The sequence below is a fragment of the Pseudomonas silesiensis genome (assembly GCF_001661075.1).
In the GTDB taxonomy this organism is placed as follows: Bacteria; Pseudomonadota; Gammaproteobacteria; order Pseudomonadales; family Pseudomonadaceae; genus Aquipseudomonas; species Aquipseudomonas silesiensis.
Map to the genome: position 1 here is coordinate 3,924,240 of NZ_CP014870.1, position 24,840 is coordinate 3,949,079.

General features: G+C 61.2%; 23 protein-coding genes and 1 pseudogene. 11 read left to right on the plus strand and 13 right to left on the minus strand.

All coding sequences use genetic code 11. From position 1 onward, the window contains the following. The first annotated feature begins 334 nt into the window (after positions 1-334). Together PMA3_RS17395 and PMA3_RS17400 are read left to right on the plus strand one after the other, a co-directional pair. Positions 335-1,381, plus strand: a complete 1,047-nt coding sequence (locus PMA3_RS17395) for a class I SAM-dependent methyltransferase (protein WP_064680736.1) — start codon at positions 335-337, stop codon at positions 1,379-1,381. Between the two features lie 263 nt (positions 1,382-1,644). Next, a complete protein-coding gene (locus PMA3_RS17400) occupies positions 1,645-2,487 on the plus strand; it encodes an NAD-dependent protein deacetylase (RefSeq protein WP_064678333.1) in 843 nt (280 codons plus the stop codon). A gap of 21 nt (positions 2,488-2,508) precedes the next feature. Here the strand turns inward: PMA3_RS17400 and PMA3_RS17405 are convergent, their stop codons facing one another. Beyond that, on the minus strand, positions 2,509-3,411 hold the full coding sequence (locus PMA3_RS17405) for a LysR family transcriptional regulator (protein WP_064678334.1): 903 nt from the start codon (positions 3,409-3,411) through the stop codon (positions 2,509-2,511). A gap of 283 nt (positions 3,412-3,694) precedes the next feature. Here PMA3_RS17405 and PMA3_RS17410 point away from each other — a divergent pair, with 283 nt between their 5' ends. From PMA3_RS17410 to PMA3_RS17420, 3 genes are read left to right on the plus strand one after another with little or no spacing between them, the layout of a single operon-like run. Then, positions 3,695-4,393, plus strand: coding sequence for a CoA transferase subunit A (locus PMA3_RS17410; protein WP_064678335.1), 699 nt, complete (start codon positions 3,695-3,697; stop codon positions 4,391-4,393). A 36-nt stretch (positions 4,394-4,429) separates the two neighbouring features. Continuing rightward, positions 4,430-5,095, plus strand: a complete 666-nt coding sequence (locus tag PMA3_RS17415) for a CoA transferase subunit B (protein ID WP_064678336.1) — start codon at positions 4,430-4,432, stop codon at positions 5,093-5,095. Positions 5,096-5,106: 11 nt separating this feature from the next. Next, positions 5,107-6,288 (plus strand): acetyl-CoA C-acetyltransferase, encoded by a 1,182-nt coding sequence (locus PMA3_RS17420; RefSeq protein WP_064678337.1) that lies wholly within the window; start codon positions 5,107-5,109, stop codon positions 6,286-6,288. A gap of 125 nt (positions 6,289-6,413) precedes the next feature. Here PMA3_RS17420 and PMA3_RS33660 read toward each other — a convergent pair. After that, positions 6,414-6,544, minus strand: a pseudogene (locus PMA3_RS33660) (NADP oxidoreductase); the annotation flags it as partial. Positions 6,545-6,767: 223 nt separating this feature from the next. Between PMA3_RS33660 and PMA3_RS17425 the strand changes: the two are divergent. Beyond that, positions 6,768-7,562: a hypothetical protein gene (locus PMA3_RS17425; RefSeq protein ID WP_064678338.1), complete on the plus strand. Its 795-nt coding sequence runs from the start codon at positions 6,768-6,770 to the stop codon at positions 7,560-7,562. 173 nt (positions 7,563-7,735) lie between these two features. After that, positions 7,736-8,323 (plus strand): DcrB/PsbP domain-containing protein, encoded by a 588-nt coding sequence (locus PMA3_RS17430; protein WP_064678339.1) that lies wholly within the window; start codon positions 7,736-7,738, stop codon positions 8,321-8,323. A gap of 2 nt (positions 8,324-8,325) precedes the next feature. Here PMA3_RS17430 and PMA3_RS17435 read toward each other — a convergent pair whose 3' ends face one another. The 4 genes from PMA3_RS17435 to PMA3_RS17450 form a co-directional block, all read right to left on the minus strand. Continuing rightward, on the minus strand, positions 8,326-9,042 hold the full coding sequence (locus tag PMA3_RS17435; RefSeq protein WP_064678340.1) for an alpha/beta hydrolase: 717 nt from the start codon (positions 9,040-9,042) through the stop codon (positions 8,326-8,328). Between the two features lie 194 nt (positions 9,043-9,236). Continuing rightward, entirely contained in the window at positions 9,237-10,016 is a 780-nt protein-coding gene (locus tag PMA3_RS17440; RefSeq protein WP_064678341.1) for an ABC transporter substrate-binding protein, read from the minus strand. Positions 10,017-10,152: 136 nt separating this feature from the next. Next, positions 10,153-10,908: a precorrin-6A synthase (deacetylating) gene (cobF, locus tag PMA3_RS17445; protein ID WP_064678342.1), complete on the minus strand. Its 756-nt coding sequence runs from the start codon at positions 10,906-10,908 to the stop codon at positions 10,153-10,155. Then, entirely contained in the window at positions 10,908-11,480 is a 573-nt protein-coding gene (locus PMA3_RS17450; protein WP_064678343.1) for a histidine phosphatase family protein, read from the minus strand. Before PMA3_RS17450 ends, cobF begins: the two co-directional genes overlap by 1 nt. Before the next feature lie 572 nt (positions 11,481-12,052). Here PMA3_RS17450 and PMA3_RS17455 point away from each other — a divergent pair. From PMA3_RS17455 to PMA3_RS17465, 3 genes are all read left to right on the plus strand, one after another. Beyond that, positions 12,053-13,069, plus strand: a complete 1,017-nt coding sequence (locus PMA3_RS17455; RefSeq protein WP_064678344.1) for an arginine N-succinyltransferase — start codon at positions 12,053-12,055, stop codon at positions 13,067-13,069. Between the two features lie 61 nt (positions 13,070-13,130). Then, complete coding sequence (astA, locus tag PMA3_RS17460) at positions 13,131-14,165, plus strand: arginine N-succinyltransferase (protein ID WP_064678345.1); 1,035 nt, start codon at positions 13,131-13,133, stop codon at positions 14,163-14,165. Between the two features lie 196 nt (positions 14,166-14,361). Then, positions 14,362-15,231 (plus strand): isocitrate lyase/PEP mutase family protein, encoded by an 870-nt coding sequence (locus PMA3_RS17465; protein ID WP_064678346.1) that lies wholly within the window; start codon positions 14,362-14,364, stop codon positions 15,229-15,231. Between the two features lie 196 nt (positions 15,232-15,427). Here PMA3_RS17465 and PMA3_RS17470 read toward each other — a convergent pair whose 3' ends face one another. After that, a complete protein-coding gene (locus tag PMA3_RS17470; protein WP_064678347.1) occupies positions 15,428-16,669 on the minus strand; it encodes a M20/M25/M40 family metallo-hydrolase in 1,242 nt (413 codons plus the stop codon). A gap of 223 nt (positions 16,670-16,892) precedes the next feature. Then, positions 16,893-17,966, minus strand: coding sequence for a diguanylate cyclase (locus PMA3_RS17475; protein WP_064678348.1), 1,074 nt, complete (start codon positions 17,964-17,966; stop codon positions 16,893-16,895). A gap of 219 nt (positions 17,967-18,185) precedes the next feature. Here PMA3_RS17475 and PMA3_RS17480 point away from each other — a divergent pair, with 219 nt between their 5' ends. After that, positions 18,186-19,142 carry an alpha/beta fold hydrolase gene (locus PMA3_RS17480; RefSeq protein WP_064678349.1) on the plus strand — a complete coding sequence of 319 codons (957 nt, stop codon included), beginning with the start codon at positions 18,186-18,188 and terminating at the stop codon, positions 19,140-19,142. A gap of 110 nt (positions 19,143-19,252) precedes the next feature. Here the strand turns inward: PMA3_RS17480 and PMA3_RS17485 are convergent, their stop codons facing one another. The 5 genes from PMA3_RS17485 to PMA3_RS17500 all read right to left on the minus strand — a co-directional run bounded on the left by PMA3_RS17485 (position 19,253) and on the right by PMA3_RS17500 (position 24,839). Continuing rightward, entirely contained in the window at positions 19,253-19,930 is a 678-nt protein-coding gene (locus PMA3_RS17485; RefSeq protein WP_064678350.1) for a type 1 glutamine amidotransferase domain-containing protein, read from the minus strand. A gap of 788 nt (positions 19,931-20,718) precedes the next feature. Then, positions 20,719-20,892 carry a hypothetical protein gene (locus tag PMA3_RS32845; RefSeq protein WP_167355121.1) on the minus strand — a complete coding sequence of 58 codons (174 nt, stop codon included), beginning with the start codon at positions 20,890-20,892 and terminating at the stop codon, positions 20,719-20,721. Between the two features lie 11 nt (positions 20,893-20,903). Continuing rightward, positions 20,904-21,146: a hypothetical protein gene (locus PMA3_RS17490; protein ID WP_056746628.1), complete on the minus strand. Its 243-nt coding sequence runs from the start codon at positions 21,144-21,146 to the stop codon at positions 20,904-20,906. A gap of 161 nt (positions 21,147-21,307) precedes the next feature. After that, positions 21,308-22,378, minus strand: a complete 1,071-nt coding sequence (locus tag PMA3_RS17495) for a lipocalin-like domain-containing protein (RefSeq protein WP_064678351.1) — start codon at positions 22,376-22,378, stop codon at positions 21,308-21,310. Further along, positions 22,368-24,839 carry an ABC transporter permease gene (locus PMA3_RS17500; RefSeq protein ID WP_064680737.1) on the minus strand — a complete coding sequence of 824 codons (2,472 nt, stop codon included), beginning with the start codon at positions 24,837-24,839 and terminating at the stop codon, positions 22,368-22,370. The genes PMA3_RS17495 and PMA3_RS17500 overlap by 11 nt, the downstream gene beginning before the upstream one ends. Position 24,840: the final 1 nt, after the last annotated feature.

Below are 24,840 nucleotides of genomic sequence, written 5' to 3' on the forward strand. Positions count from 1 at the left end.
GCTGCGACGACCAGGAAATTGCCTCGAAAGCCCGTGCTTGCGGGCGCCAGACAACCTTCACAGTTCATCGCAGGTTTGTATCCGGGGTGTGTTCGCCAGTGCACCGGTATTGAGGGCAACTGTATCGAGAAGGTGGATTGATACATTGGGATACACGCGATGTTGCGCTCGCAACGACTTTCGTCGCTCCGGTCAGCAGTGCACCTCTGCCGGACTAAACTTAGTGCACGCAGGACGTACTCATCGTCCTGGTCATTCCCACGACCACCGCCCAGGGCTGAACGCCTCGAAAAACCTCGCCTCTGGACCGTGATCCACCAAAGGAGCACACATGATGGACGAGGCCCGACTAAATGATTTCATGGGTAAACTGGTAAACGACATGGGCGGCGCGGCGATGCTGGCCAATGTCATCCTCGGCGAAGAACTCGGGCTGTACCGGGCCATGGCCGACAGTCAGCCGATCACCCCTGAAGCTCTCGCCGAAAAGACCGGCTGCAACACTCGCTTGCTGCGTGAATGGCTCAGTGCCCACGCCGCCTCCGGCTACATGGAACACCGCGACGGCCAGTTCAGCCTGCCCGAAGAGCAAGCCCTGGCGCTGGCGAACGAAGACTCGCCGGTCTACGTCGCGGGCGGTATCGGGGTTGTCGCGTCGTTTTTCCATGACAAGGACAAGCTGGTCAACGCCATGCGCGGCAATGGCGCCCTCGCCTGGGGCGATCACCATCCGTGCATGTTCAGCGGCACGGAGCGGTTCTTCCGGCCCGGCTATAAAGCGCATTTGACCGCCGAATGGCTGCCGGCACTCGAAGGCGTGGTCGCCAAACTGGAAGCTGGCGCCAAGGTCGCGGACATCGGCTGCGGCCACGGTGCTTCCACCGTGATCATGGCCCAGGCGTTCCCGAATTCGCGGTTCGTCGGGTTCGACTACCACGCGCCTTCCGTCACCGTGGCCACCCAGCGCGCGGAAGAAGGCGGCGTACACGGGCGTGCACGATTCTTCCAGGGCACGGCAAAAAGCTTTCCCGGCGATGACTATGACCTGGTCTGCTACTTCGACTGCCTGCATGACATGGGCGACCCGGTGGGCGCGGCGCGGCATGCCTATGAGTCGCTGAAACCGGACGGCACGGTACTGCTGGTGGAACCGTTCGCCAACGATTCGCTCGACGACAACATCACCCCGGTTGGCCGCTTGTTCTACGCCGCCTCGACCTTCATCTGCACGCCGAACTCACTGTCCCAGGAAGTCGGGCTCGGCCTCGGTGCCCAGGCGGGCGAGGCGCGGTTGCGCAAGGTCTTTACCGAGGCGGGCTTCAAGACGTTCCGGCGGGCGACGGAAACGCCGTTCAACCTGATTCTGGAGGCGCGTAAATAGATGCCGCAGACAGCTGAGGGCTGACCGTTAACCGCTAAAGGGTGGGAAACGCCAAAACCTGTAGGAGCCGGCTTGCCGGCGAAGGCTGCGGGCCAGCCGACATCGATGCCGGATGTGAGGCCGCTTTCGCTGACAACTCGGATCGCCGCACCGCGGCGCCTACAGTGGACCGAGCCATGTTGGCCCATACCCGCAGCCCCACCTGTCCGGGTGATCCGTAAATGCTACCCTGCAAGCAGTCAAGGCCCTATGGAGTGTTGAACATGCTCGACAGTCTCATCGGCGAACAACTCGACCGCCTCCAGCAGTTGATGGCCGATCGACCGTTTGCGGTCCTGACCGGTGCCGGCATCAGCACCCCGTCGGGCATTCCGGATTACCGCGACAACCAGGGTGTGCGGCGTGGCCGGTCACCGATGATGTACCAGGAATTCCTCTCGGCCCCCGAATCCCGGCGCCGCTATTGGGCGCGGGCGATGCTGGGCTGGCCACGGGTGCGCCAGGCCCGGCCGAACGAGGCCCACGAAGCCTTGTCCAGCCTGCAAAGCGCCCGGCAGATTGGCGGGTTGATCACCCAGAACGTCGACACCTTGCACGACCAGGCCGGCAGCCACGACGTGATCGAACTCCATGGCAGCCTGCACCGGGTGTTGTGCCTGGACTGCGGCCAGCGCAGCGAGCGGGATTCGATCCAGCAATTGATGGAGGCACAGAATCCGTACCTCGCCGGGGTGGACGCCGTGCAAGCACCGGATGGCGACACCCTGCTCGATGCGGCGTTCGAGGCGCGCTTCCAGGTGCCCCATTGCCCGCACTGCGCGGGAGAGCGGATGAAGCCGGATGTGGTGTTTTTTGGTGAAAATGTGGCGCAGGTAACGGCGGCCAAGGCCATGGCGGCGGTCGAAAAAGCGGCTGGACTGCTGGTGGTCGGGTCTTCGTTGATGGCGTTTTCGGCGTTTCGGTTGTGTCGGGCGGTGGCGGATCAGGGCAAGCCGTTGCTGGCGATCAACCTGGGCAAGACCCGGGCGGATGACATCTTGGATTTGAAAATTGAGGGTTCGTGCGAACAGCTTTTGCCGTTGCTGACTCAGCGCCTCTCCCCCTGATTATCCCACAGGGTATTGTGTTTATCGTGAAGACAGGCGCTCGCCCAGGTTTTCTTCTTTGAGAATATCGAACAACGCCTGCGCCGCCGCCGACAGTTCCCCACCCGGTTTGGTCAACACCCCGATCGCCCGCTCCACCACCGGATCGCGCAAGGTAATGCACCGCGCCCCCAGCTCGCGCATCTGCCCCGCGCACAGCGCCGGCACCGCGCTTACGCCCAACCCGCTGGCAACCATTTTTCCGACCGTCGCCAACTGATGGCTTTCAAACTCCACCGGCAATTTCATGCCCCGGGCCTGCAAGTGTTCTTCCAGCATCACCCGCACCGTCGACGGTCGCTGCAAGGTAATGAACGGCTCCTTCAGCAACGTCTGCCAGTCGATGTCGCCCAGTTCCGCCAACGCGCAATCATGGGGCACCACCGCCACAAACCGGTCCATGTACAACGGCGTGAATGCCAGCGACGAGCTCTGCATCGGTTCAAACGCCACCCCCAGTTCCACCTGGCGGTCACGTACCATTTCCAGCACTTGCTCGTTGATCACGTCGTTCACGGTGACGTTGACCTTGGGATAGCGCGCGCGGAACGTCTTGAGGATCGGCGGCAGCAGGTTGCCGGCAAACGAAGGCATGGCCGCCAGGGTCACGCGACCCCGCTGCAGGGTGAAGCGCTGGCGCAGCTCGTCCTCGGCATTGTCCCAGTCGGCAATCAGTCGCCGCGCCAGTGGCACCAGCGATTCGCCTTCCGGGGTCAATGCCACATTGCGCGTGTTGCGGGTGAACAAACGCCCGCCCAGGCCCTCCTCCAGCGCCTTGATGGTCAGGCTCAACGCCGACTGCGACAGGTGCAAACGCTCGCAGGCCACGGCAAAGCTCAGGCTCTGGGCCACGGCGAGGAAGGCGCGGATCTGCTTGACTGTCATGAACACTGTCTCCAACGTGATACGCATTCCCAAGGAGCTGCGGTGCGACGATTCGACTTGCCAGCGAAGGGGCCCGAGAGTCCTCCGAGGTCCTTCCCTGGTCCTGCGGCGTTCAACTGGCCGCCTTCGCTGCGATGCGGCGATCCGACAAGCCAGCGCCTACAGATTAGTGAGTTTTATCTATTAATCTACCCTAAAAATCAACTTAACAAATAAATCCAGCAGCGCGACACTCCATCCCATTCGGCTAGCCAGCCGCCCATAAAGAATAAAAGAGGTGCATATGGCAGGTTTCGACAAGCGCGTGAACTCCTACGAGGAAGCTTTGGCAGGTCTTGAAGACGGCATGACCGTGATCGCCGGCGGCTTCGGCCTGTGCGGGATCCCGGAAAACCTGATCGCCGAGATCAAGCGCAAAGGCACCCGTGACCTCACGGTGGTTTCCAACAACTGTGGCGTCGACGGTTTCGGCCTCGGCGTGCTGCTGGAAGACCGGCAGATCCGCAAAGTGGTGGCCTCCTACGTCGGTGAGAACAAACTGTTCGAAGACCAACTGCTCAAAGGCGAAATCGAAGTCGTCCTGACCCCCCAAGGCACCCTTGCCGAAAAAATGCGCGCAGGCGGTGCGGGCATCCCGGCGTTCTTCACCGCTACCGGCGTCGGCACCCCGGTCGCCGAAGGCAAGGAAGTGCGTGAATTCCACGGTCGCCAGTACCTGATGGAAGAATCCATCACCGGTGACTTCGCCATCGTCAAAGGCTGGAAAGCCGACCATTTCGGTAACGTGATCTATCGCCACACCGCCCAGAACTTCAATCCGCTGGCCGCTACCGCCGGCAAGATCACCGTGGTCGAAGTCGAAGAAATCGTGGAGCCCGGCGAGCTGGACCCGGCGCAGATCCATACCCCTGGCATCTACGTCGACCGGGTCATTTGTGGCACGTTCGAGAAGCGCATCGAACAGCGCACCGTGCGTAAGTGATCCCCTGCCCCCGGACCGAATGAAGGAATAACAACAATGGCACTTTCCCGCGAACAAATGGCTCAACGCGTCGCCCGCGAAATGCAGGACGGCTTTTACGTGAACCTGGGCATCGGCATTCCGACCCTGGTCGCCAACTACATCCCCGAAGGCATGGAAGTCATGCTGCAGTCGGAAAACGGCCTGCTCGGCATGGGCCCCTTCCCGACTGAAGACACCATCGATGCCGACATGATCAACGCCGGCAAGCAAACCGTGACCGCACGTACCGGCGCGTCGATTTTCTCCTCCGCCGAGTCCTTCGCGATGATTCGCGGCGGTCATGTCGACCTGACCGTGCTCGGTGCGTTTGAAGTGGACGTGCAAGGCAACATTGCCTCGTGGATGATCCCGGGCAAGCTGGTCAAGGGCATGGGCGGCGCCATGGACCTGGTGGCCGGCGCAGACAACATCATCGTCATCATGACCCACGCGTCCAAGGACGGTGAGTCCAAGCTCCTGTCCAAATGCAGCCTGCCGCTGACCGGCGCCGGTTGCATCAAGCGTGTACTGACCGACCTTGCCTATCTTGAAATCGAAAACGGCGCGTTCATTCTCAAGGAACGTGCGCCGGGCGTCAGCGTCGAGGAAATCGTCGCCAAGACCGCCGGTAAACTGATCGTGCCCGAGCATGTGCCGGAAATGCAGTTCGCTGCCCAGTGAGGAATCTTTCCATGCAAGAAGTCGTCATTGTCGCCGCCACCCGTACCGCCATCGGCAGTTTCCAGGGCGCCCTGGCCAACGTGTCGGCGGTTGACCTCGGGGCTGCGGTGATCCGTCAGTTGCTGGCGCAAACCGGCCTGGACGTTACCGAAGTCGATGAAGTCATCATGGGCCAGGTATTGACCGCCGGCGCCGGGCAGAACCCTGCGCGCCAATCCGCGATCAAAGCCGGCCTGCCGTTTACCGTGCCGGCGATGACCTTGAACAAGGTCTGCGGCTCGGGCCTCAAGGCCCTGCACCTGGCCACCCAGGCCATTCGCTGCGGCGATGCCGAGGTGATCATCGCCGGCGGCCAGGAAAACATGAGCCTGTCCAACTACGTAATGCCCGGTGCGCGCACCGGCCTGCGCATGGGTCACGCGCAAATCGTCGACACCATGATCAGCGACGGCCTGTGGGATGCGTTCAACGATTACCACATGGGCATCACCGCCGAAAACCTGGCGCAGAAATACAACCTGACCCGCGAGCAACAGGATGCTTTCGCCGCAGCCTCCCAGCAGAAAGCCGTAGCCGCCATCGAAGCCGGGCGTTTTGCCGATGAGATCACGCCGATCCTGATTCCCCAGCGCAAGGGCGATCCGCTGTCTTTTGCCACCGATGAACAGCCACGGGCCGGCACCACCGCCGAAGCCCTGGGCAAGCTCAAGGCCGCCTTCAAGAAGGACGGTTCGGTGACTGCCGGTAACGCCTCGTCCCTGAACGACGGGGCCGCCGCCGTGATCCTGATGAGCGCGGAAAAAGCCAAGGCCCTGGGTTTGCCAGTGCTGGCGAAAATCGCCGCCTACGCCAACGCGGGCGTCGACCCGGCCATCATGGGCATCGGCCCGGTCTCGGCCACTCGCCGTTGCCTGGACAAGGCCGGCTGGTCGATCGAGCAGCTGGACCTGATCGAAGCCAACGAAGCCTTCGCCGCGCAATCCCTGGCGGTGGCCAAGGACCTGGAATGGGACCTGGACAAGGTCAACGTCAACGGCGGCGCCATCGCCCTGGGTCACCCGATCGGTGCTTCGGGCTGCCGGGTGCTGGTGACCTTGCTGCACGAAATGATCAAGCGTGACGCCAAGAAAGGCCTCGCCACCCTGTGTATCGGCGGTGGTCAGGGCGTGGCCCTGGCGATCGAGCGGGCGTAAAGCGTTCAACAGACTGCGCGGGGGCCCACGAAGAACCGTCGCAGTCTGGCAACACCCCCGGTTTGTGGCGAGGCGGCGTTCCGACAAGCCCCCTCACCACAAACCGGGTTCTATTTGCCTGGCCGTTAGCCAAGTTTCACCAGATTCAATGCCGGCAGCGGTCCACCCGAAAACTGCACCAGCCGCGCCCCATCGCTCAATACCCAAGATCAATCCCGAAGAAGCCCGACTGATCGATCAGTGCTGCCACTTGTGCTCCAGAGGTAGATCGCGAAATCGGTCTGTCAGTCACTGCGATGTTGAAGGTGCCGCCGTCTTCGCGAGCAAGCTCGCTCCCACAGGGAATGGTGGTGGCTGGAAGGATTGCGCCTGTTCGGCTGGTTTTAATGCTTTGTTTGTATACAAAATTCGTCCATCCATAAAGCAATCCTCTGCCCGCAATGCTAACGTTGCCTCTCCCTCAGGTCGGAGATGCGTGCGTGCTGCTGCTCAAACTGCTGGTAATTCCCGGATTTCTCTTGCTGATTTCCCTCGCGGGCAAACGCTGGGGGCCTAGCGTCGCCGGCTGGCTATCGGGGTTGCCGGTGGTGGTCGGGCCGATTCTGTTTTTCCTCGCCATCGAGCAAGGTCAGGTGTTCGCCGCTCAATCGGCAACCGCAGCGTTGTCGGCGATGTTCGCCATGATTGCCTTCTGCGTGACCTATGCCCAGGTCGCACAACGGACGGGATGGCCGTGGGCGCTGGTCATTTCGCTGTCGGTGTGGGCCTGCGCTGCCGTGGCGCTGTCCTTGATCCCGCCGTCGTTGACGTTGTCGGTGATCGCCGCCGCGATCGCCTTGCTGGCCGCGCCCTGGTTGTTCCCCAAGGTGCAGCCCGTCCTTGCGGGCCCGGCGCCAAAGTCCGACAAACTACTGTTGCGCATGATGGCCGGTGCCTTGCTGACCCTGGCCGTCACGCTGCTGGCCAGCACCGTCGGCGAACGCTGGAGCGGCCTGCTCGCGGTGTTCCCGGTCCTGGGCAGCGTGATGGCGGTGTTCTCCCAGCAAACCCGTGGACCGGCCTTTACGGCAGCCTTGCTGCGGGCCACCGCGACCGGGATGTATTCGTTTGCCGCGTTTTGTCTGGTCCTCGCCTTGACCTTGCCCGGCATGGGCCTGAGCGGGTTCGGGCTCGCCATCGCGGTGTCCGTGGCCATGCTCGGGGTCACCAAACGCCTGCTCGCAAAGCCGGCGAAACCAGTGCCCGAGGTTGGAGAGCCGGCAATCCGGCGCTAGCTGATCTACCGGCTGGCGGCCAAAGGCCGCTTGCCCGACGAGTTGCAGAAACCGACAAGTCCGCTGCGGACCAGTTGTCGTAATCCTCCCCGACCATGCACGGCACAGTGTGAGTGCACCGGACTCTGTGGGATCATCGTCCGCCAAAGCGCGACCATCCCTGGAGATTTTGAATGTCATTGTTGAGTAAAAAAACCGTTGTCCTGTTGCTGATGGCGGTCGCCGGTCTCGTCGCGTTGAATGCACAGGCCGCCAAGGCGCCGGCCAGCGACAAGGCGCCGGTACAGCAGGTGTCGATGCTGGGCGGCAAGTTCAAGTTCACCTTGCCCAAGGGCTTTATCGCCACCCCATTGCCCGCCGGTGACGCCGCGACCGGTACCGCCGGGGCAACGGGCACCATGTACACCAACAACACCACCAAAACCGTGGTGATCGCCGCTGAAAACACCATTCCCGGCGGCGCCAACGTCAAGGACAACGACGGTCAGTTCCTTGACGCCGCAGTGTCCAACTTCGCCACCGAGCAAGCCGCCGCGCTGCCGGACTTCACCAAGCTCAGCGAGAAAAGCCTGACCCAGAAAGGCACGGGCCTGGGGCTGCGGCAGATCGACAGCACTGCCACCCAGGGCGGCGGCAAAACCCTCGACACCACGCTGATGGCCGCGTCCAGCAAGCGCATGGCGATCGTTCAGGTTATTTCCCGCCTCAGCGACAATGCCGGCCACGAGGCGCTGGTTAAACAGATCGTCACCGGCAAGTAGTGTCAGGGATTGAGACGCTGCAACCAGGCACTCAAATCCTGCATTTCGATAGCGCTGATGCTATGACCGACACCCGGGTAGGCATGGAACTCAGGCTTGAGTGACAGGCTCTGCAACAGTCTGTCAGCGTCAGTGCCATCGTTGTACGGCAGGCGTTTGTCCGCCGTGCCATGACCGATGAAAATCGCCAGCGAGCGGCGTTTTTCATCGGGTTTGAGCTCGGACTTGAGCACCGGCAGAATCCGCCCGCTCAACGCCGCGATTCCGCCCACTGCCTCGGGCTGACGCAGCGCCATCTCGTAGGACATGATCGCGCCCTGGCTGAAGCCCACCAGGAACACCTTGTCTGGCTGGGTGTGATACTTCTTCGCGGCCTGTGCAACGAAATCCTCCAGTATCTGCGCGCTGGACTTCAGATCATCGGTTTCGCCGTTATAGGCACCGGTGCCTTTTTCGCGAAACCACTTGTAACTACCCTCCTCCATCACCATCGGAGCCCGCACCGACAAGTAGTTGTATTGCTCGGGCAACGCCTCCTTGATGTCGAACAGGTCCTGTTCGTTACTGCCGTAACCGTGGAGGAAAATCACCAGGGGTTGGTCGCGGGATTCGGCGTGGGCCTGTTCCAGGTACTTGAGCGGCAGATCGGTTTGCAGCGGGGTTTGAGCGTGGACCGCGGCGGACGCCAGCAGCGTCAGCAGGGCAAAAAACTTCAACATAAAGCTTCCTTCACAGGTGCAGGATTCGGGTAGAGCCTAACACTGTGAAACGGGAAGTCGATGATGGCCTGGGGATCGGCATCGCTGCCTGGGCCATCTTCGCCGGCAAGCCGGCCTCGCTCCCACAGGGATCTCATTTCAACAGGTGGACTATGGCAACCGCATCAACGATTGCCACTTCTTGAACGGTCTGATCAATGGCCGTAAACGTCGAAGTCAAAGTATTTATCCTGCACCTGCTTGTACTTGCCGTTGGCGCGGATTTCGGTGATGGCGGTGTTGAATTTGTCTGCCAGCTCTTTATCGCCCTTGCGCACGGCGATACCGGCGCCGCCGCCGAAGTACTTGGCGTCTTCATAGGTCGGGCCGACAAAAGCGAAGCCCTTGCCCGCATCGGTTTTCAGGAATCCGTCGTCGAGGTTGACCGAGTCGGCCAGCATCGCGTCGAGGCGACCGGAGACCATGTCCAGGTTGGCTTCCTGTTGGGAGCCGTAGCGCACCAGGGTAATGCCGGCCGGTTGCAGGACTTCGGTGGCGAAGCGGTCATGGGTACTGGCGCGCAGCACACCGACTTTCTTGCCCTTGAGTTCGGTCAGCGGGTCCTTGACGTCGGTGCCTTGCTTCATCACGAAGCGCGCCGGGGTGTGGTAGTACTTGATGGTGAAATCGACGTTCTTCTTACGGTCTTCGGTGATCGTCATGGACGACAGGATGGCGTCGATTTTCTTCACCTTCAGGGCCGGGATCAGGCCATCGAACTCTTGCTCGACCCAGGTGCATTTCACGTTCATCTGTTCGCACAGCGCATCGCCGATGTCCACGTCGAAACCGGTGAGTTTGCCGTCGGGGGTTTTCATCGAGAACGGCGGGTACCCGGCTTCGATACCGATGCGGATCGGCTTGGCGTCATCGGCCACGGCGGTCAGGGAAAACATCGACAGTGCCAGGGCACCGAACATCACTAGCTTCTTCATTTATAACTCCAGTGTGGAGGCTTTTATTGGCAGCCTTCGATTGGTGTTCGGGGGCTGATTGCGGTTGTTCATAAGACCTCTGTGGGAGCGGCGGTGCGACTTGCCCGCGATGGGGCCCGCCCAGACAGCGACGTCCCTAAGGCTTACGCAACAAATAGGTATCCATGATCCACCCATTGGCCAGCCGCGCCGCCTTGCGCACCCGCTCGATCTCATCCGCCACCTCCCCTAGCTTGCCGCTGATGAGGATTTCATCCGGCGTTCCCAGGTAGGCCCCCCAGTAAATCTGCGTCTCGCGATCCGCCACCTGATGGTAGGAATCTTCCGCGTCGAGCATCACCACCAGGCTGTCGGCATCGCTCACCTGCCCCGCCGCCAGCCTCCGGCCGGTGGTGATTTCAATCGAGCGGCCGATGCGATTCAACGGCACCTTGTGTTGAGCCGCCAGGGCCTGGACGCTGGTGATGCCGGGGATCACTTCGAACTCGAACACGCATCGTCCCGAGGCCAGAATCGCCTGCAGGATCCGAATGGTGCTGTCGTACAACGCCGGATCGCCCCACACCAGGAAACCGGCGCACTGCTCGTCGGTCATTTCCTCATTGATCAACCGCTCAAAGGTCATTTGCTTGGCCAGGTTCAGGTCATCCACGCTGGTCTTGTAGTCCACATCACCCCGCTCACGCTCCGGGCTGGGGGCTTCAACGAAGCGATAGGTGCGATCGGTGATGTAGCGATCGCAGATCTCCCGGCGCAGGTCGATCAGTTTGTCTTTGCTCTGGCCCTTGTCCATGAGGAAAAACACGTCGACCTGGTTCAGCGCTTTCACCGCTTGCATCGTGATGTAGTCGGGGTTGCCGGCACCAATGCCGATGACCAGAAGCTTTTTCATCATTGTGTTTCCTCAAGGTCAGTGCAGGTTAAACGCAAGCGCCAGCACCCATTGAACCGCAACTCGATGGCTGACAGCGGCTCGACATCGATCAGATTGAACGCCGCGGCATGCAGCGTTTGAGTCAGTGCGGCGCGAATGACAAATGGATGGGTGATGGCAACGATGTGCCCCGGCGTTGCCTCCAGTGTCGTCAGCCAGGCGGCCACCCGCGCACCGAGTTGCACCACCGATTCGCCGCCATGGGGGGCCGAATCAGGGTCGGCGAGCCAGGCCTGGAGCATTTCCGGTTCAGATTTATGCAAATCGTTGATCCGCGAGCCTTTCCACCGCCCGAAATCGCAGTCCCGCAGCGCCGGGACCACCTCCATGTCACGGCCGAACAATTCGGCGGTTTGCCGGGTTCGCAGTTCGGGGCCGCAGAGCAAACGCGTCGTGCCCGTGAACCGGGCGCGACGGGAATCCATCGCCAATTGCCCGGCCATCTCCAGTGGCTCATCTGTAGGAAAACGCCCAAGTTTCTGTGAGACAGTTCTAGCGTGACACATCAGCGTTAAACGGATCGACTGCACGAATCATCACTCTGTTGAAAGGAACCAATGGCTTAACGCCGCCAATAACCGGGTAATTGTGCCGCAAGTCGCGCAATCGAGGGCGTTTCGTTTCAGCCTGTCCCTCGGTGTGTCCCGCCTTAAAATCGGCTATCTCCGATACCTTTATAGGCGATGGCCTACAAGATCTGTCGAGATCGCCGTAGCCCCCGGCATACGGGCATTTCACCCGCTTTTGCGGACCAGGAAACACTGTGAAAAATAAACTAGACAGGGAGCAGGCGATAAATAAATACTGCTTTCGAGGATCAGCAACTGTACCCGACCACCCATCCAGCAGGAGCCCGGATGCCCTCTCGCAACGACCACGATAACCGTCTCGACTCCCCCTGCGCTCTGTTGCAAGTTCGATGGCTATTTCAACAAGAAAACAGTCGCCGGCACGGTGCTGCCCCACCCACTGACAACGGCTGATAAAAATAAGTGTGACGTCTGACAGTCATGCAGACGATCGCCCATTCAATGCGTGGAAACCGACAGTGATAGTCAGGTCCGGTGCCGACCGCCGGACCCATTGATACAGGAGTGCATCCATGCTGGTCTTACGCCCGGTCGAGTTAACCGACCTGCCCCAGTTACAGCGACTTGCCCGCGAAAGCATGGTGGGCGTCACGTCCTTGCCGGACGACACCGAGCGTTTGCGCCGCAGGATTCTCGATTCTGGCGCCTCATTCGCAAAAGACGTGCAGGGCAATGGGCCGGAGAATTACTTCTTCGTGCTGGAGGATCCTTTGACCCGACGTTTGGCGGGCTGCTCGGAAATCCTCGCCACCGCAGGCTTCAGCGAACCGTTCCACAGCCTGCGCAACCGGCACTTCACCAGCGCCTCGCGGGAGTTGAACATCGAACATGGCGTACCCGCGCTGTCGTTATGCCACGACCTCAGTGGCCATACCTTGCTGCGGGGTTTTCATATCGATGCAGCGCTGGTGCGCACACCGGCATCGGAGTTGCTGTCACGGGCGCGGCTGTTGTTCATTGCCGCCCATTCGCGGCGCTTTGGCGACGCGGTGATTACCGAGATCGTCGGCTACAGCGACGATGAAGGCGGGTCGCCATTCTGGGATGCGCTGGGCAAGCATTTCTTCGACTTGCCCTACGCCGAGGCCGAGCGACTCTGCGGCCTGGATAGCCGGACCTTCCTCGCCGATCTGATGCCGCAATACCCGATCTATGTGCCGATGCTGCCGCAGGCCGCGCAGGATTGCATCGGCCGCGTCCACCCCGATGGCCAGGACGCCTTCGATATCCTCGAGCGCGAAGGATTCGAGACCAACAGCTACGTCGACCTGTTCGACGGCGGCCCGACGCTGTTCGCGCGCACCTCGAACATTCGCTCGATTGCGCAGAGCGAGGTCGGTGTCGCGCAATCGGGCTTGCCCATCGACGCCCGTGGCAGCTATCTGGTGAGCAACGATTCACTCGAAAACTATCGTGCAATCGTCGCCGACCTGGACTATCGCCCGGGACAACCGGTGGCCTTGGATGCCCAAATGTGCGCGGCGCTGCAGGTGACGCAAGGCAACACGATCCGGCTGATCGACCTTTGAGCAGCCTCCGATCCCGCGCCCAACGACAACGCCCGAACAGGCGTGAACAAGGAACCGCATCATGATTGTCCGCCCGGTCAGCGTCACCGACCTGCCCGCCTTGCTGGCCCTGGTGCGGCAGGCCGGCCCCGGCTTCACCTCCCTGCCTGCCAGCGAGGAACGTCTGGCCCACCGAGTGCGCTGGGCCCAGCGGACCTTCGCCGGGCAAGTCGAGCGCGCCGACGCCGATTACCTGTTCGTGCTCGAAGATGACGATCAACAGGTGGTGGGGGTCAGCGCCCTGACAGGCGCCGTGGGCCTGCGTGAGCCCTGGTACAACTACCGGGTCGGCCTGACGGTCAGCTCATCGCCGGACCTGGGTATCCAGCGGCAGATCCCGACCTTGTTCCTGAACAATGAAATGACCGGGCAATCGGAGATCTGCTCGCTGTTCCTGCATCCCGACCAACGCCAGGGCAACAATGGTCAATTGTTGTCATTGGGGCGCCTGTTATTCGTCGCCGAGTTTACGCACCTGTTCGGCGAAAAGCTCATCGCTGAATTGCGTGGCAGCGCCGACGAAAAAGGCAGCTCGCCGTTCTGGGACAGTCTGGGCCGGCACTTCTTCAAGATGGATTTCAGCCATGCCGATCACCTGTCCGGGCTGGGCAACAAAGCATTTATCGCCGAGCTGATGCCCCGCCAGCCGCTCTACACCTGCCTGCTGACCGAACAGGCCCGGGCGGTGATCGGCAAAGCCCACCCGAACACCGAGCCTGCGATGAATATCCTCATCGCAGAAGGTTTTGCCCATAAGGGTTATATCGACATTTTCGACGCCGGCCCGGTCATCGAAGCACCGATTTCGAAAATCCGCACCGTGCGCGACAGCCAGCCACTGCTGCTGGCCATCGGCACGCCGGACGATGAGGCCCCCGTCTGGCTGATTCATAATCGCCGCCTGGAAAACTGCCGCATCACCAGCGCGCGCGCGCGGCGAGTGGGCAACAGCCTGATCGTCGACCGCATTACCGCCAAGCGCCTGCAACTGCAACCTGGCAACTCGGTGCGCGCCGTGCCGCTGCTCGATCGACAACCACAGACGGTGGCGGCGTGATCGGGGTCTGGCACTGACACCGTGGCGAGGGGGCTTGCCACCTCGCCACAAGCAAGCTCCCTTGCCACGGGATTGGCGTCATTGCGGGGCGGCTTTCAAATTCGTCATCATTTCTCCCCCTTGCGCGTGATAGCCTTTCGTTTTCTCGGCGTTGACACTTTTGCTCAAGCCCTTCCATTCCATTGGTGGAACCCATATGTCCAGGCTTTCTCATCAAGATTTGCGGCGTAACTTTCGCCAGCTGTTCGCCTCCAATGCCTGTTATCACACCGCGTCGGTCTTCGACCCGATGTCAGCACGCATTGCCGCCGACCTGGGTTTTGAAGTGGGGATCCTCGGCGGTTCGGTTGCGTCGTTGCAGGTGCTGGGCGCCCCGGATTTTGCCTTGATCACCCTCAGCGAATTCGCCGAGCAGGCCACCCGCATCGGCCGCGTGGCCCAACTGCCGGTCATCGCCGACGCCGACCACGGTTACGGTAACGCGCTCAACGTGATGCGTACCATCGTCGAACTCGAACGCGCCGGCGTGGCCGCGCTGACCATCGAAGACACCCTGCTGCCGGCGCAATTCGGCCGCAAATCCACCGACCTGATCACCGTGGCCGAAGGTGTCGGCAAGATTCGCGCGGCGCTGGAAGCCCGGGTCGATGCGCAGATGGCAATCATCGCCCGCACCAACGCAGGGATCCTGCCGATCCAGGAAATCATCAACCGCACGCGGCAGTACCAGCAGGCCGGTGCGGACGGGATTTGCATGGTGGGGGTCAAGGATTTCGACCAGCTGGAGCAGATCGCCGAGCACCTGAGCGTGCCGCTGATGCTGGTCACCTACGGCAACCCGCTGCTGCGCGACGACAAACGTTTGGCCGAACTGGGGGTGCGAGTCACCATTGATGGCCATGGTGCGTACTTTGCTGCGATCAAGGCGACTTACGACAGCCTGCGGGAACAACGGCAGATTTTTACCCAGGCCTCGGACCTGAGCGCGACGGAGCTGACGCATACGTATACGCAGCCTGAGGAATATATTCGCTGGGCTGAGGAGTTCATGAGCGTCAAGGAGTGACAGTGCGGCAGGTATAGCTGTACTGACTGTCCGGACGCCTTCGTCGGAACGCCACCCGGGGCAAGCCCGCTCCCACAGTGACCGAGTTGTTTAATCGGACGCGGTCTAATGTGGGAGCGGGCTTGCCCCGGGTGGCGTTCCGACGAAGAGGCCAGTCGCTACACCGCAAAATCCGCGGGCCCGACTTACGCTTAGCTTACTTCTTCGCCAACTCCATAATCATCCGCGACAACAGATAAATCCGCGGCGCCACGCTTTCCACTTCCGCGTATTCCTCCGGCGTATGAATATTGCCACCGACGATCCCGAATCCATCCAGGGTCGGCGTCCCCACGCCGGCCGAGAGGCTGGCATCCGCCGCGCCGCCACTGCCCTCCTCCGTCAACTTGCGGCCGATTTCACCGTAGATCCCCTGGGCCATGGCCATCAACCGATCCGATTCCGCCGTCTGCGGCATTGGCGGCAAGCCACGTTGAAGGGTGGTGGTGACTTCAGTCTCGGCAATCAGTTTGTCCTTGGACACCCGCGCCAGGTCCTTCTCGATCCGGTCGAACTCTTCCGGTACCGCGGCCCGCACGTCAGCCTTGGCGGTGGCCTGATCCGGGATCACGTTGGTGCGATCGCCGGCCTTGATCACGGTGAAATTGATGGTGGTTTTCTTTTCCGCATCCCCCAGTTTGCCCAGTTGCAGAATCTGGTGCGCCGCTTCCATCGCGGCGTTGCGCCCCAACTCCGGCGCGACGCCGGCGTGGGCAGCCTTGCCTTTGACCTCGACCACCGCCGTGGCACTGCCTTTGCGCCACACCACCAGGCCATCCGCCGGGCGACCCGGCTCGAGGTTTAGGGTCACATCGTGGGCCTTGGCGGTTTTCTTGATCAGGTCGGTGGCGATGTCCGAGCCGGTCTCTTCGCTGGCGTCGAGCAGGAAGGTGATCTGGGCGTAGTCCTTGAAGTCGAGGTTTTTCAGGACTTTCAGCGCATAAATGCCAGCGACGATGCCGCCCTTGTCGTCCATCACCCCCGGCCCGTAGGCGCGGCCGTCCTTGATGTGGAAGGGTCGCTGGGCCGCTGAGCCTTCCTTGAATACCGTGTCCATGTGCGCCATCAACAGGATTTTCGCCTTGCCGGTACCTTTGAGGGTCGCCAGCACATGGTTGCTTTTCTCCGGGGTGTTCGGCACGAGCTCGATGGTAGCGCCGAGTTTTTTCAGCTCGTCGATAGCGATGTCACTGACCTGGGTAAGGCCCGGTTCATAACCGGAACCGGAGTCGATGTTCACCAGCCGCTCCAGCAGTTTCAGGGCCTCGCCCTTGTACTGCTCCGAATCGGCGAGGATTTGTTTGTGGGGTTCGGCGAACGCCACGGGGGCGAAGGCGCCGAAGGCGAGCGTCAAGCAGAGGCTGGTGGCGAGCAGGGAGCGAGGGAGATTGAGCGTCATGAATCGATCCTTGTTTCGTGTCGGGGGAGCTGAAACCCTACCTGACTGACTCGCGCGGCTCCATACCAAATGCGACACATACAAACCTGAACAACCACCGATCCCTGTAGGAGCGAGCTTGCTCGCGGTGGACGTCCAGACAATGCGGGCATTCAGACTGCCCGCGTCATCGTTGACGTCCATCGCGAGCAAGCTCGCTCCTACAAGGGGCCCATGCAGGCCCTCAGACCGGGTCGAGCAACTCGCGCCGAGGCCGGCCATCGCCGCAGCAGATCACCCGGTTGCGACCCGTGGTCTTGGCCTCATACAGCGCCCGGTCGGCGTCGTTGAGCCAGAAGGTCGCGTCGGTGTGGGCCGGATTGAAGGCAGCCAAGCCGATACTCAGGCTGACTTTCAGCGCCGGGTTCTGCTCATAGCCCAGCGTGGCGAAGCGATCTCGTAGCGCGTCCATGGCAGCGGCGGCGCTGGCGAGTGGCAGATCCGGGAGGATCACGCAGAATTCATCGCCACCGTAACGACCGGCGAGGTCGGCTGCCCGCAGGTTCTGTTTGAGTATCTTGCTCAGCTGGCGCAACACGATATCCCCGGCGACATGGCCGTAGGTGTCGTTGATGGTTTTGAAATGGTCAATGTCGATCAGCGCAACCGCCCCGCCCCGATGCTGGCGTTGGCAGCGCTGGAATTCGACTTCCAGTTGATCCTTCCAGGCGCCGTGGTTGAGCAGGCCGGTGAGGCTGTCAGTGCGGCTCAGGGCAAGCAACTCACGCTTGTGACGGCCCAGCGTCGTGGCCTGACGGAAACAGATCCAGCCCAGCGCCAACGGGTAGAGACTCAGCAAGGGCAGACAGGCATACAACTGCAGCGGAGTGGTCTGCGCGATGGACAGCGGCGTGAAAATCAGCCAGCCGATGCCTATCCCCAGCACCTGCGCGATGGTCCCCACCAGCAGGAAACGCAGGCCCCCGATCGCCACATTGTTCATCGCCATCATCGACAGCGTCGCCGCGGTGGGCAGTGGATTGAACTGCATGGCGGCGACCCAGAAACCGCCGAGGAAGGCATCCATCAGGATGTTCCGGTGCTCGGCGTGGAAGGGCACCTTCGCCCGACGCGCCCATTGGTAGGCCACATGCGGCCACAGAATGCCGTTGAGCAGCATCAATACCCAGACCCACGGGGCCGGATCGAGTGGATACATTGCCGCGCCCACACACAAAAGCCCAAGGGCCAGGCCCAGGGTTCGCGATGTATAAAGCCTCCTGGCCATTGAAAGTCCTTTTCCTCCCGTTTTTTCCATGGGGCCTCTATGCCGCTGACGGAACCTGAACACTCCAAGGTTACAGGTGTGCTGGAAGTCTATCAGGGCAACGTCAAATAGCCATCACCGGCTGGCGGCCTGAATATCGTCCCATTGAAAAAAACACATCTGCGTCTATCGAAGTTCGCCCCTGAGCGGAACGGACCTACACTGAAATGAGATCGCAGCCTGTCCCGATCAGATAGAAGGAAGACGCTGATGCTTTTGTTGGTTGTCGCAATCGCGGTTTTCGTAGCCTGGAGCTGGTTGAGCTACCCGGCCATCGGGTATTGGCTGTATGACCTGAACATGGCGGCGGAAGCCAAGCTGTATCGCCTGCACAAGATCGTTGTGCCCATCACTGAAATGACGGTTTCGACCTGGCAAGGCGGACCGTACGAGGCATCCAGCAGCGTGCTGATGCTCCACGGCTTCAGCGCCGACAAGAACATCTGGCTGCGCTTTGCCCGCCACTTTGTCGGCAACTATCGGGTGATCATCCCCGACATTGCCGGTCACGGAGAAACCGGCTTCAAAGCGGGCGGCGGTTACGACATTGCGTTGCAGGCCAAGCGGATGATCCAGTTGCTCGACGTCTGCGGGGTCGAAAAGGTGCATGTGATCGGCAACGCCATGGGTGGCTACATGGCGGCGTGGCTGGCTGCCAACTATCCAGATCGCATTGTCTCATTGGCCCTGATCGACCCGGCCGGTGTCGCCGCGCCAGAGGTCAGTGACCTGGAGCGGCATCTGGCCAAGGGGCACAACCCGTTTCTGATTCACTCCAAGGAGGAGTTCCAGCGTTTCTACGCCATGACCATGACCCAGCCGCCGTGGGTTCCCGGTGTGGTGCTGGACGCCATTGCCCAGCGCTACGAACAGGCCTGCGATGAACTGGAAGAAATCTTCAGGGAGTATCGCGCCAGTGCGCCGATGGAACCGCGGCTCCCGGACATCAAGTGCCCCGCGCTTTTGGTGTGGGGGCGCAAGGACCGCTTGATCGATGTCAGCAGCGTGGCCATCTGGAGCAAAGGCATCGACGATTTGCGGGTGGAGATCCTGGAAGGCATCGGCCATCTGCCCATGGTCGAAGACCCTTCGCACACGGCACAGGTGTATCGGGAGTTTTTGGCATCCCAACGTTCGGAAAGTCCCCAGGATCAACGGCTGCACTGAACCAGTAGTCCTTCGAAGAATGAAGTTCGCAGGATTCTGGATCGCAGCCTGCGGCGGCTCCTGCAAGTCCACATACCCCGCAGGAGCTGCCACAGGCTGCGATCTCGATCTTATTTCAGCGCCGCCAGAAGCGCCTCGGCAGCCCCTTCGGAAGACGCCGGGTTCTGCCCCGTCAGCAACAAGCCATCCGTGACCACGTAGCTCGCCCAATCAGCGCCCTTGGAATACAGCCCCCCCTTCTCCTTAAGCATATCCTCCACCAGGAACGGCACGACATTCGTCAGCTGCACAGCGTCCTCCTCGGTGTTGGTGAAGCCCGTCACGCGCTTGCCCTTGACCAACGGCTGGCCATTCGCATCCTTGACGTGACGAAACACCCCCGGCGCATGGCAGACCGCCGCGACCGGTTTGCCGGCCTGGTGCAGCGCCTCGATCAGCGCGATCGAATTCGGGTCTTCGGCCAGATCCCACAGAGGCCCATGGCCTCCCGGATAGAATACGGCGTCGTAATCTTCGGCTCTCACACTGCTCAACAAGGCGGTAGAGGCCAGGGCGGATTGGGCGGCGGAATCTTTGCGAAAACGCTCGGTGGCAGCGGTTTGCGCATCCGGCTCATCGCTTTTCGGGTCCAGGGGTGGCTGGCCGCCCTTGGGCGAGACCAGCGTCAACTGAGCGCCGGCATCCTTGAATACGTAATACGGTGCGACGAACTCTTCCAGCCAGAAGCCGGTTTTCTTGCCGGTGTCGCCCAATTGATCGTGGGATGTCAGAACCATCAGGATTTTCATGTCGCTCTCACTCCATTCCAGGGTTATTCGCACGCTGAACCGCGCACAGGGACCTGTGTGATGGACCCTTCACAGCGTCAGTTTGTTTCACTGGTCGTTCGCGAGTTCTGAGTGATGGCGCATAGCCTTGACGAGCGTCCGTCTGTGCCATGGCCTGGCCGTAAACAAGGACTTTTACTGCTGCGCACCAAGGTCTTGAGTGAAGTACAACTAACTGCGCGATGCCGTACAACTTCAAGCGCATCTGCGCAAGACTCCTCAGAACAACTCTTTGAATGGGGTTGATCCGGCCAAAATATTTTGCAGCGCATTATCCAAACAATCGGCATATCCATTAGTGCTGCCAGCAGATGTATTCATCTGAAGGACTGGAAGAATCGATCACCCAATAAAAATGGGCGACCACGGTCGCCCATTTTCAATACTGGAACTTTTGACATTCTGCTCCAGTGAAAGTGTTCGCCCAGTGTAGGGGCCTCGGCAATCCGTGCACTGGTAAAGAGCCCTGACACTGGGCGAACGGGAAGTATTTTAATACAACTTAAAGAATATGTCCGGATATATCAACATGAAATTATTTATTAAATGTCGCCCTGAATATAATTACATCCACCTTAAACTCACCAGTTCGATCATTACCCGATTATTACAGAAAAGTTACAGAAGCCAACTTAGAGTCAATACTCAACTTTCTTAACAACACTTACTTCCTTTATGTTGGTGATAGACCGTCCTTCAGTTTCATCTGAACCTTCCCGTTTTGTGCGGACAAGCATCGACCTCGACCTTCACGGAGTATTCGCTGTTTCCTGCGCAGTAGATTCGCCGCTGTCAGTGCCTTTACCACTGTCCTTGCGTCGAGTCGGATCGGTGGGACGCAGGGCGTCGTTATCGCGTTCAACTTCTCCCGGTGGCCGCGGCTCGTCGGGATGTTCCGTGGTCTCTGGTGTTTCGCGGTTCATGATGGTTCTCCTCAGGCTTCGGGATCGTCGACTTCCTGGGCGACGTTCACTGCAGGTGAATCCTTATGGGATTGATCGGCCTTGGCCTTCAACGCCTGCCACTGCTCGAGGTCGATGGCGCCTTGCCCCAGCAGATCATCGGCCACTCGCAACAGCTCGGCGTAATGGGCATCGGGGGACTGCTGCCAGTAGGCCTTGTCTTCGAACAGGCGCTGCCACGACGCAAGGTCAGGCGGTTTCAGGTCGTCGCTCATGGAGGGCTCCCGCTTGGGCGTTCGTAGGGTAGAGGGTTGAGCGGGGTTCGGAGTTCCGGTGGGATGGGGTCAAGATAAAGATAAAGATAAAGATAAAGAGATCGTCCGAACGCGGCGCGAGCCTTCGGCAGCTCCTGCAAGTGGCCTGCGACCTTTTGATTTTAGTAGCCGGTCATTTCAAGATAACCCTGCCCTGCGTGGCTACCACTCAACTGCACCGGCCCCTCCCAATAGGGAATGCGCAAATCCATCCAGGCCTTGGGGTTGAGGGCATCGAGGGTGATGTCGAGTTGCTTGCCGGGAATCTTGATCGACCAGCGCACGGGCATGGCACGGCCGGCGACTTTCGCCGTGTCCTGCGCAGTGAGGAGGATGTCGGCGGCGTGCAATGATTGCGTCTGCCCCCGGGCGTCGATCCAGGTGCCGGTGAGGTACGGCTCGCCGTCTTTATGCCGCATGCGGTACAGCATGACCTGTTCGCCGCTGTCCAGGTGCAGGGAAAACCAGTCCCAGCCCGTTTGATTCGCGGTCAGCGGCTGGCTGCTCCACTCACGGTCGAGCCAGGCCGGGCCGCTGACCTGATAAACCTTGCCATCGATTTCGAGTGAGCCACTGGCCTGGAAAAACGGTTGGCTGTAATAGTAGGACGCCTGGCCCTGTTCGGATTTCTGACTGAACCCTTTGTCGCCCTGCAGCACCAACGGACGCGCAGAGGTCAGCCGCAGTTGGTAGTTGAACGCCTTGTCCCGGGCATTGAGTTGCATATCGGCCAGAGGATTGTCAGCGCTGGCCTGACTGCTGAAATGCCAATCGTCGATCCACGCGCTGAAAGGCGTCAGGTTCACCCCGGCCTGACCGACGCCACCCCGGGCATAACGTTCGGCTGCGTAGTGCACCGTTGCCGACGTCACCGCGGCGTGCCCCAGCCAGATGATCGGGCTGCCCCAACCTGCTTGCTCGGACGCGGCGTTCAACGCACTGCGAAACAATGTCCATTGCGCGCCGAACTCGTTGCCCTGATCGTCCTTGAGGTTGGCGGTGACATACCACCATTCGATGCGAAAACCGTCGTGGGGGCCGTGATCCGCCGGGAAACTGAAGACCCTGCCAGGCACCACCGGCTTGAACGCGGCAGCCTGATTGCCCAGCCCCGCGAAGCCTTTCTGATCAGGCGCCGGGTTATCGCACCCGCCGAGCAACGCCAGCAACAACACCGCCACCTTAATCCTCATGGGCAAAGGTCCTCAGCAAATCCGCCGGTTGCGTGCGATACAGCGAATACAGCGGCCACGCCGACGCCAGCAAGGTCGCGAGCAGCGCCAATCCCAGCAACTGCAACAGCTGCAGCGGGAACACCTGCAGCGGCAGGCGCCAGCCGAAAGCCTGGACGTTGATCACGGCATTCAGGCACCAGGCCAGCGCGATGCCCAACGGCAATGCCAGCACCAGCGTCAGCACCGCCAGCAACCAGGTTTGCCCAAGGTTGAGCAGCATCAATTGCCGGCGCGTCACACCCAGCGCCCACAGTGGCGCAAGCTGCCCGAGGCGACTCTGGCTCTGGGTCAACAGGCTGATGAACAACGCCACGCCCGCCACGCAGAGGGTCAGGCTGTTGAGCGCAGCGGTCGCGGCGAAGGTGCGTTCGAAGACTTGTGTGGACCAGCCCTTGAGTCGTGCCTGATCGACGATGCGGCTGTCATCCAGATTGAAGCGCACCTGCAGCGCCGTCAGGAATGCCGGGATCGACGGCGGGTCGATGCGCAGGTTGAAGCGGTTGGGGGTCAACTGTGGCCAGCCGCGCAGCAGGTGATCGGCGTTGAGCAGAATGTGGCCCTTGGGATTGCCGTAGTCGGCGTAGATCCCGACGATCTGTGGCGACCACGGCCCCCCCGGTGTCGGTATCGTCAGGTGATCGCCAAGGCGCACCTTCAAGCGCCGGGCCAGTTGCTCGCTGAGCATCAACGTATCGTCACTGGCTAGGCGATCCCACGGTTTGTCGCCCAGGGCCTCCAGCAGCGGCCAGTGCTGGCGATAGGTCGGGTGATCGATGACGCCAAAGACATCCGCCGGCCAACCTTGCAACTGGACGGCTACCTGCCAGTTGGGCAGCACCGCGGTGAGCTGCGGCTGTTGTTTGAGCCAGGTGTGCAGTTCCCTGGCTTGCGCCGGGTTTTGCGGATTGAGGTAGAGCTCGGCGGTCAACCGTTGTTCGAGCCAGTCGCTGAAGGTCTGGCGGAAACCGGCGGTCATGCTGCCGGCACCGATGTTGGCCGCCAGGGCCAACAACAGCGCCATCAACGCCAGGCTCAAGGCCGGCAATTGCTGTCGGCAATCGGCGACAAACCATTGACCAAGCACTGAGCGACTGCGCCGCAACACCAGGCTCAGCATGCTATTGAGCACCACCGGCAGCGCCAGCGCGGCACCCAGCAATAGCGCGGCCATCAGCACGAAACCGCTGGCCAGGCTGTCGCCCCGCAACAACGCCAGCAGCGCAATCACAGCGGCAGTCCCGGCCACCCAACCCTGACGTCGCAACCAGCGCGCGTGTGCCTGATGCCAGGCCTGCGGGTCGGCCAGGGCCAGCAATGGCAGACGCGCTGCCCGCCACAGACTATTGGCACCTGCCAGCAAGGCACCGAGCAGGCTCAGGCCGACACCGCTGAACCACCACCATGGACTGAGGCTCAACTGCCCCGCCACTTCGGCGCCATACAGCCCCCGCAGACTGGCGGCGACATCCGGCAACAGCACGCTGGCCAGCAAGTAGCCGCTGACCACTCCGGCGAGACCGCCGATCAGTGCCAGGCCACCCAGTTCCACGGTCAGACACGCAATCAACATCCGCGCGCTGACGCCGCAGGCGCGCAGGGTTCGCAACAATCCCCGGCGCTGTTCCAACGCCAGGCCGATGGCGGCGTGAACGATGAACAGGCCGACCACGAATGACAGGAAACCCAAGGCATCGAGGTTCAGGTGAAAGCTTTCGGTCAGGCGCGCAAGATTGTTCTCTTCGGCGCTGCTCTTGAGTTGCAGCAGGCCTTTGAATTGATCGGGCAGCGTCGCACTGAAGTCCCTGGGCAGCAGCAGGCGCGACAGCTGATCCGGCAAGCCGAGGATTTGCTGGGCAAAGCCGATATCCACCAGCAACATACCCGGCGCCATATCGGCTTCGGCACGCAGCGGCGGCAACGCGGTGCCGCTCACGCTCACAGGCTGTTCGCCCTCGCGCAAGCCCAAAGCCTGCAAGGTCTGCGGCGAAATCCAGGTCCTGCCCGGCGGGCTGAAAAACTCGACGATCTGCTCGATCGCCAGTGCCTGCCCGGCCACCGCGGAACCGGCTGGCAGCGACACCGGCTCGATGCCCATCAGCTGCAAGCGCTGGTCTTCATGGCCCTTGAGTGTCAGCCGACCCTGCAGCACCGGCGACACCGGCCAGCCTGCGCGACGCAAATCGATAAACACTTGTTGAGGGAAGGTTGCGCCGCCGGGGGTACCGAGACTTGCCTGTGGTTCACCGCCGATCAACTGGCTGGCCCGGGCATAGCTGTCTCGCGCCTGGCTGTTCAGCGCCTGCACACCGGCCAGCAGGCTGGTGGCGAGCCACAGCCCGGTCAACACACTGAAAAATTGCACCGGGTGCTGTCGCCAATGGCTGAGCAGCGCCCGCAAGGTTTCGCCGAAGACCCGCACC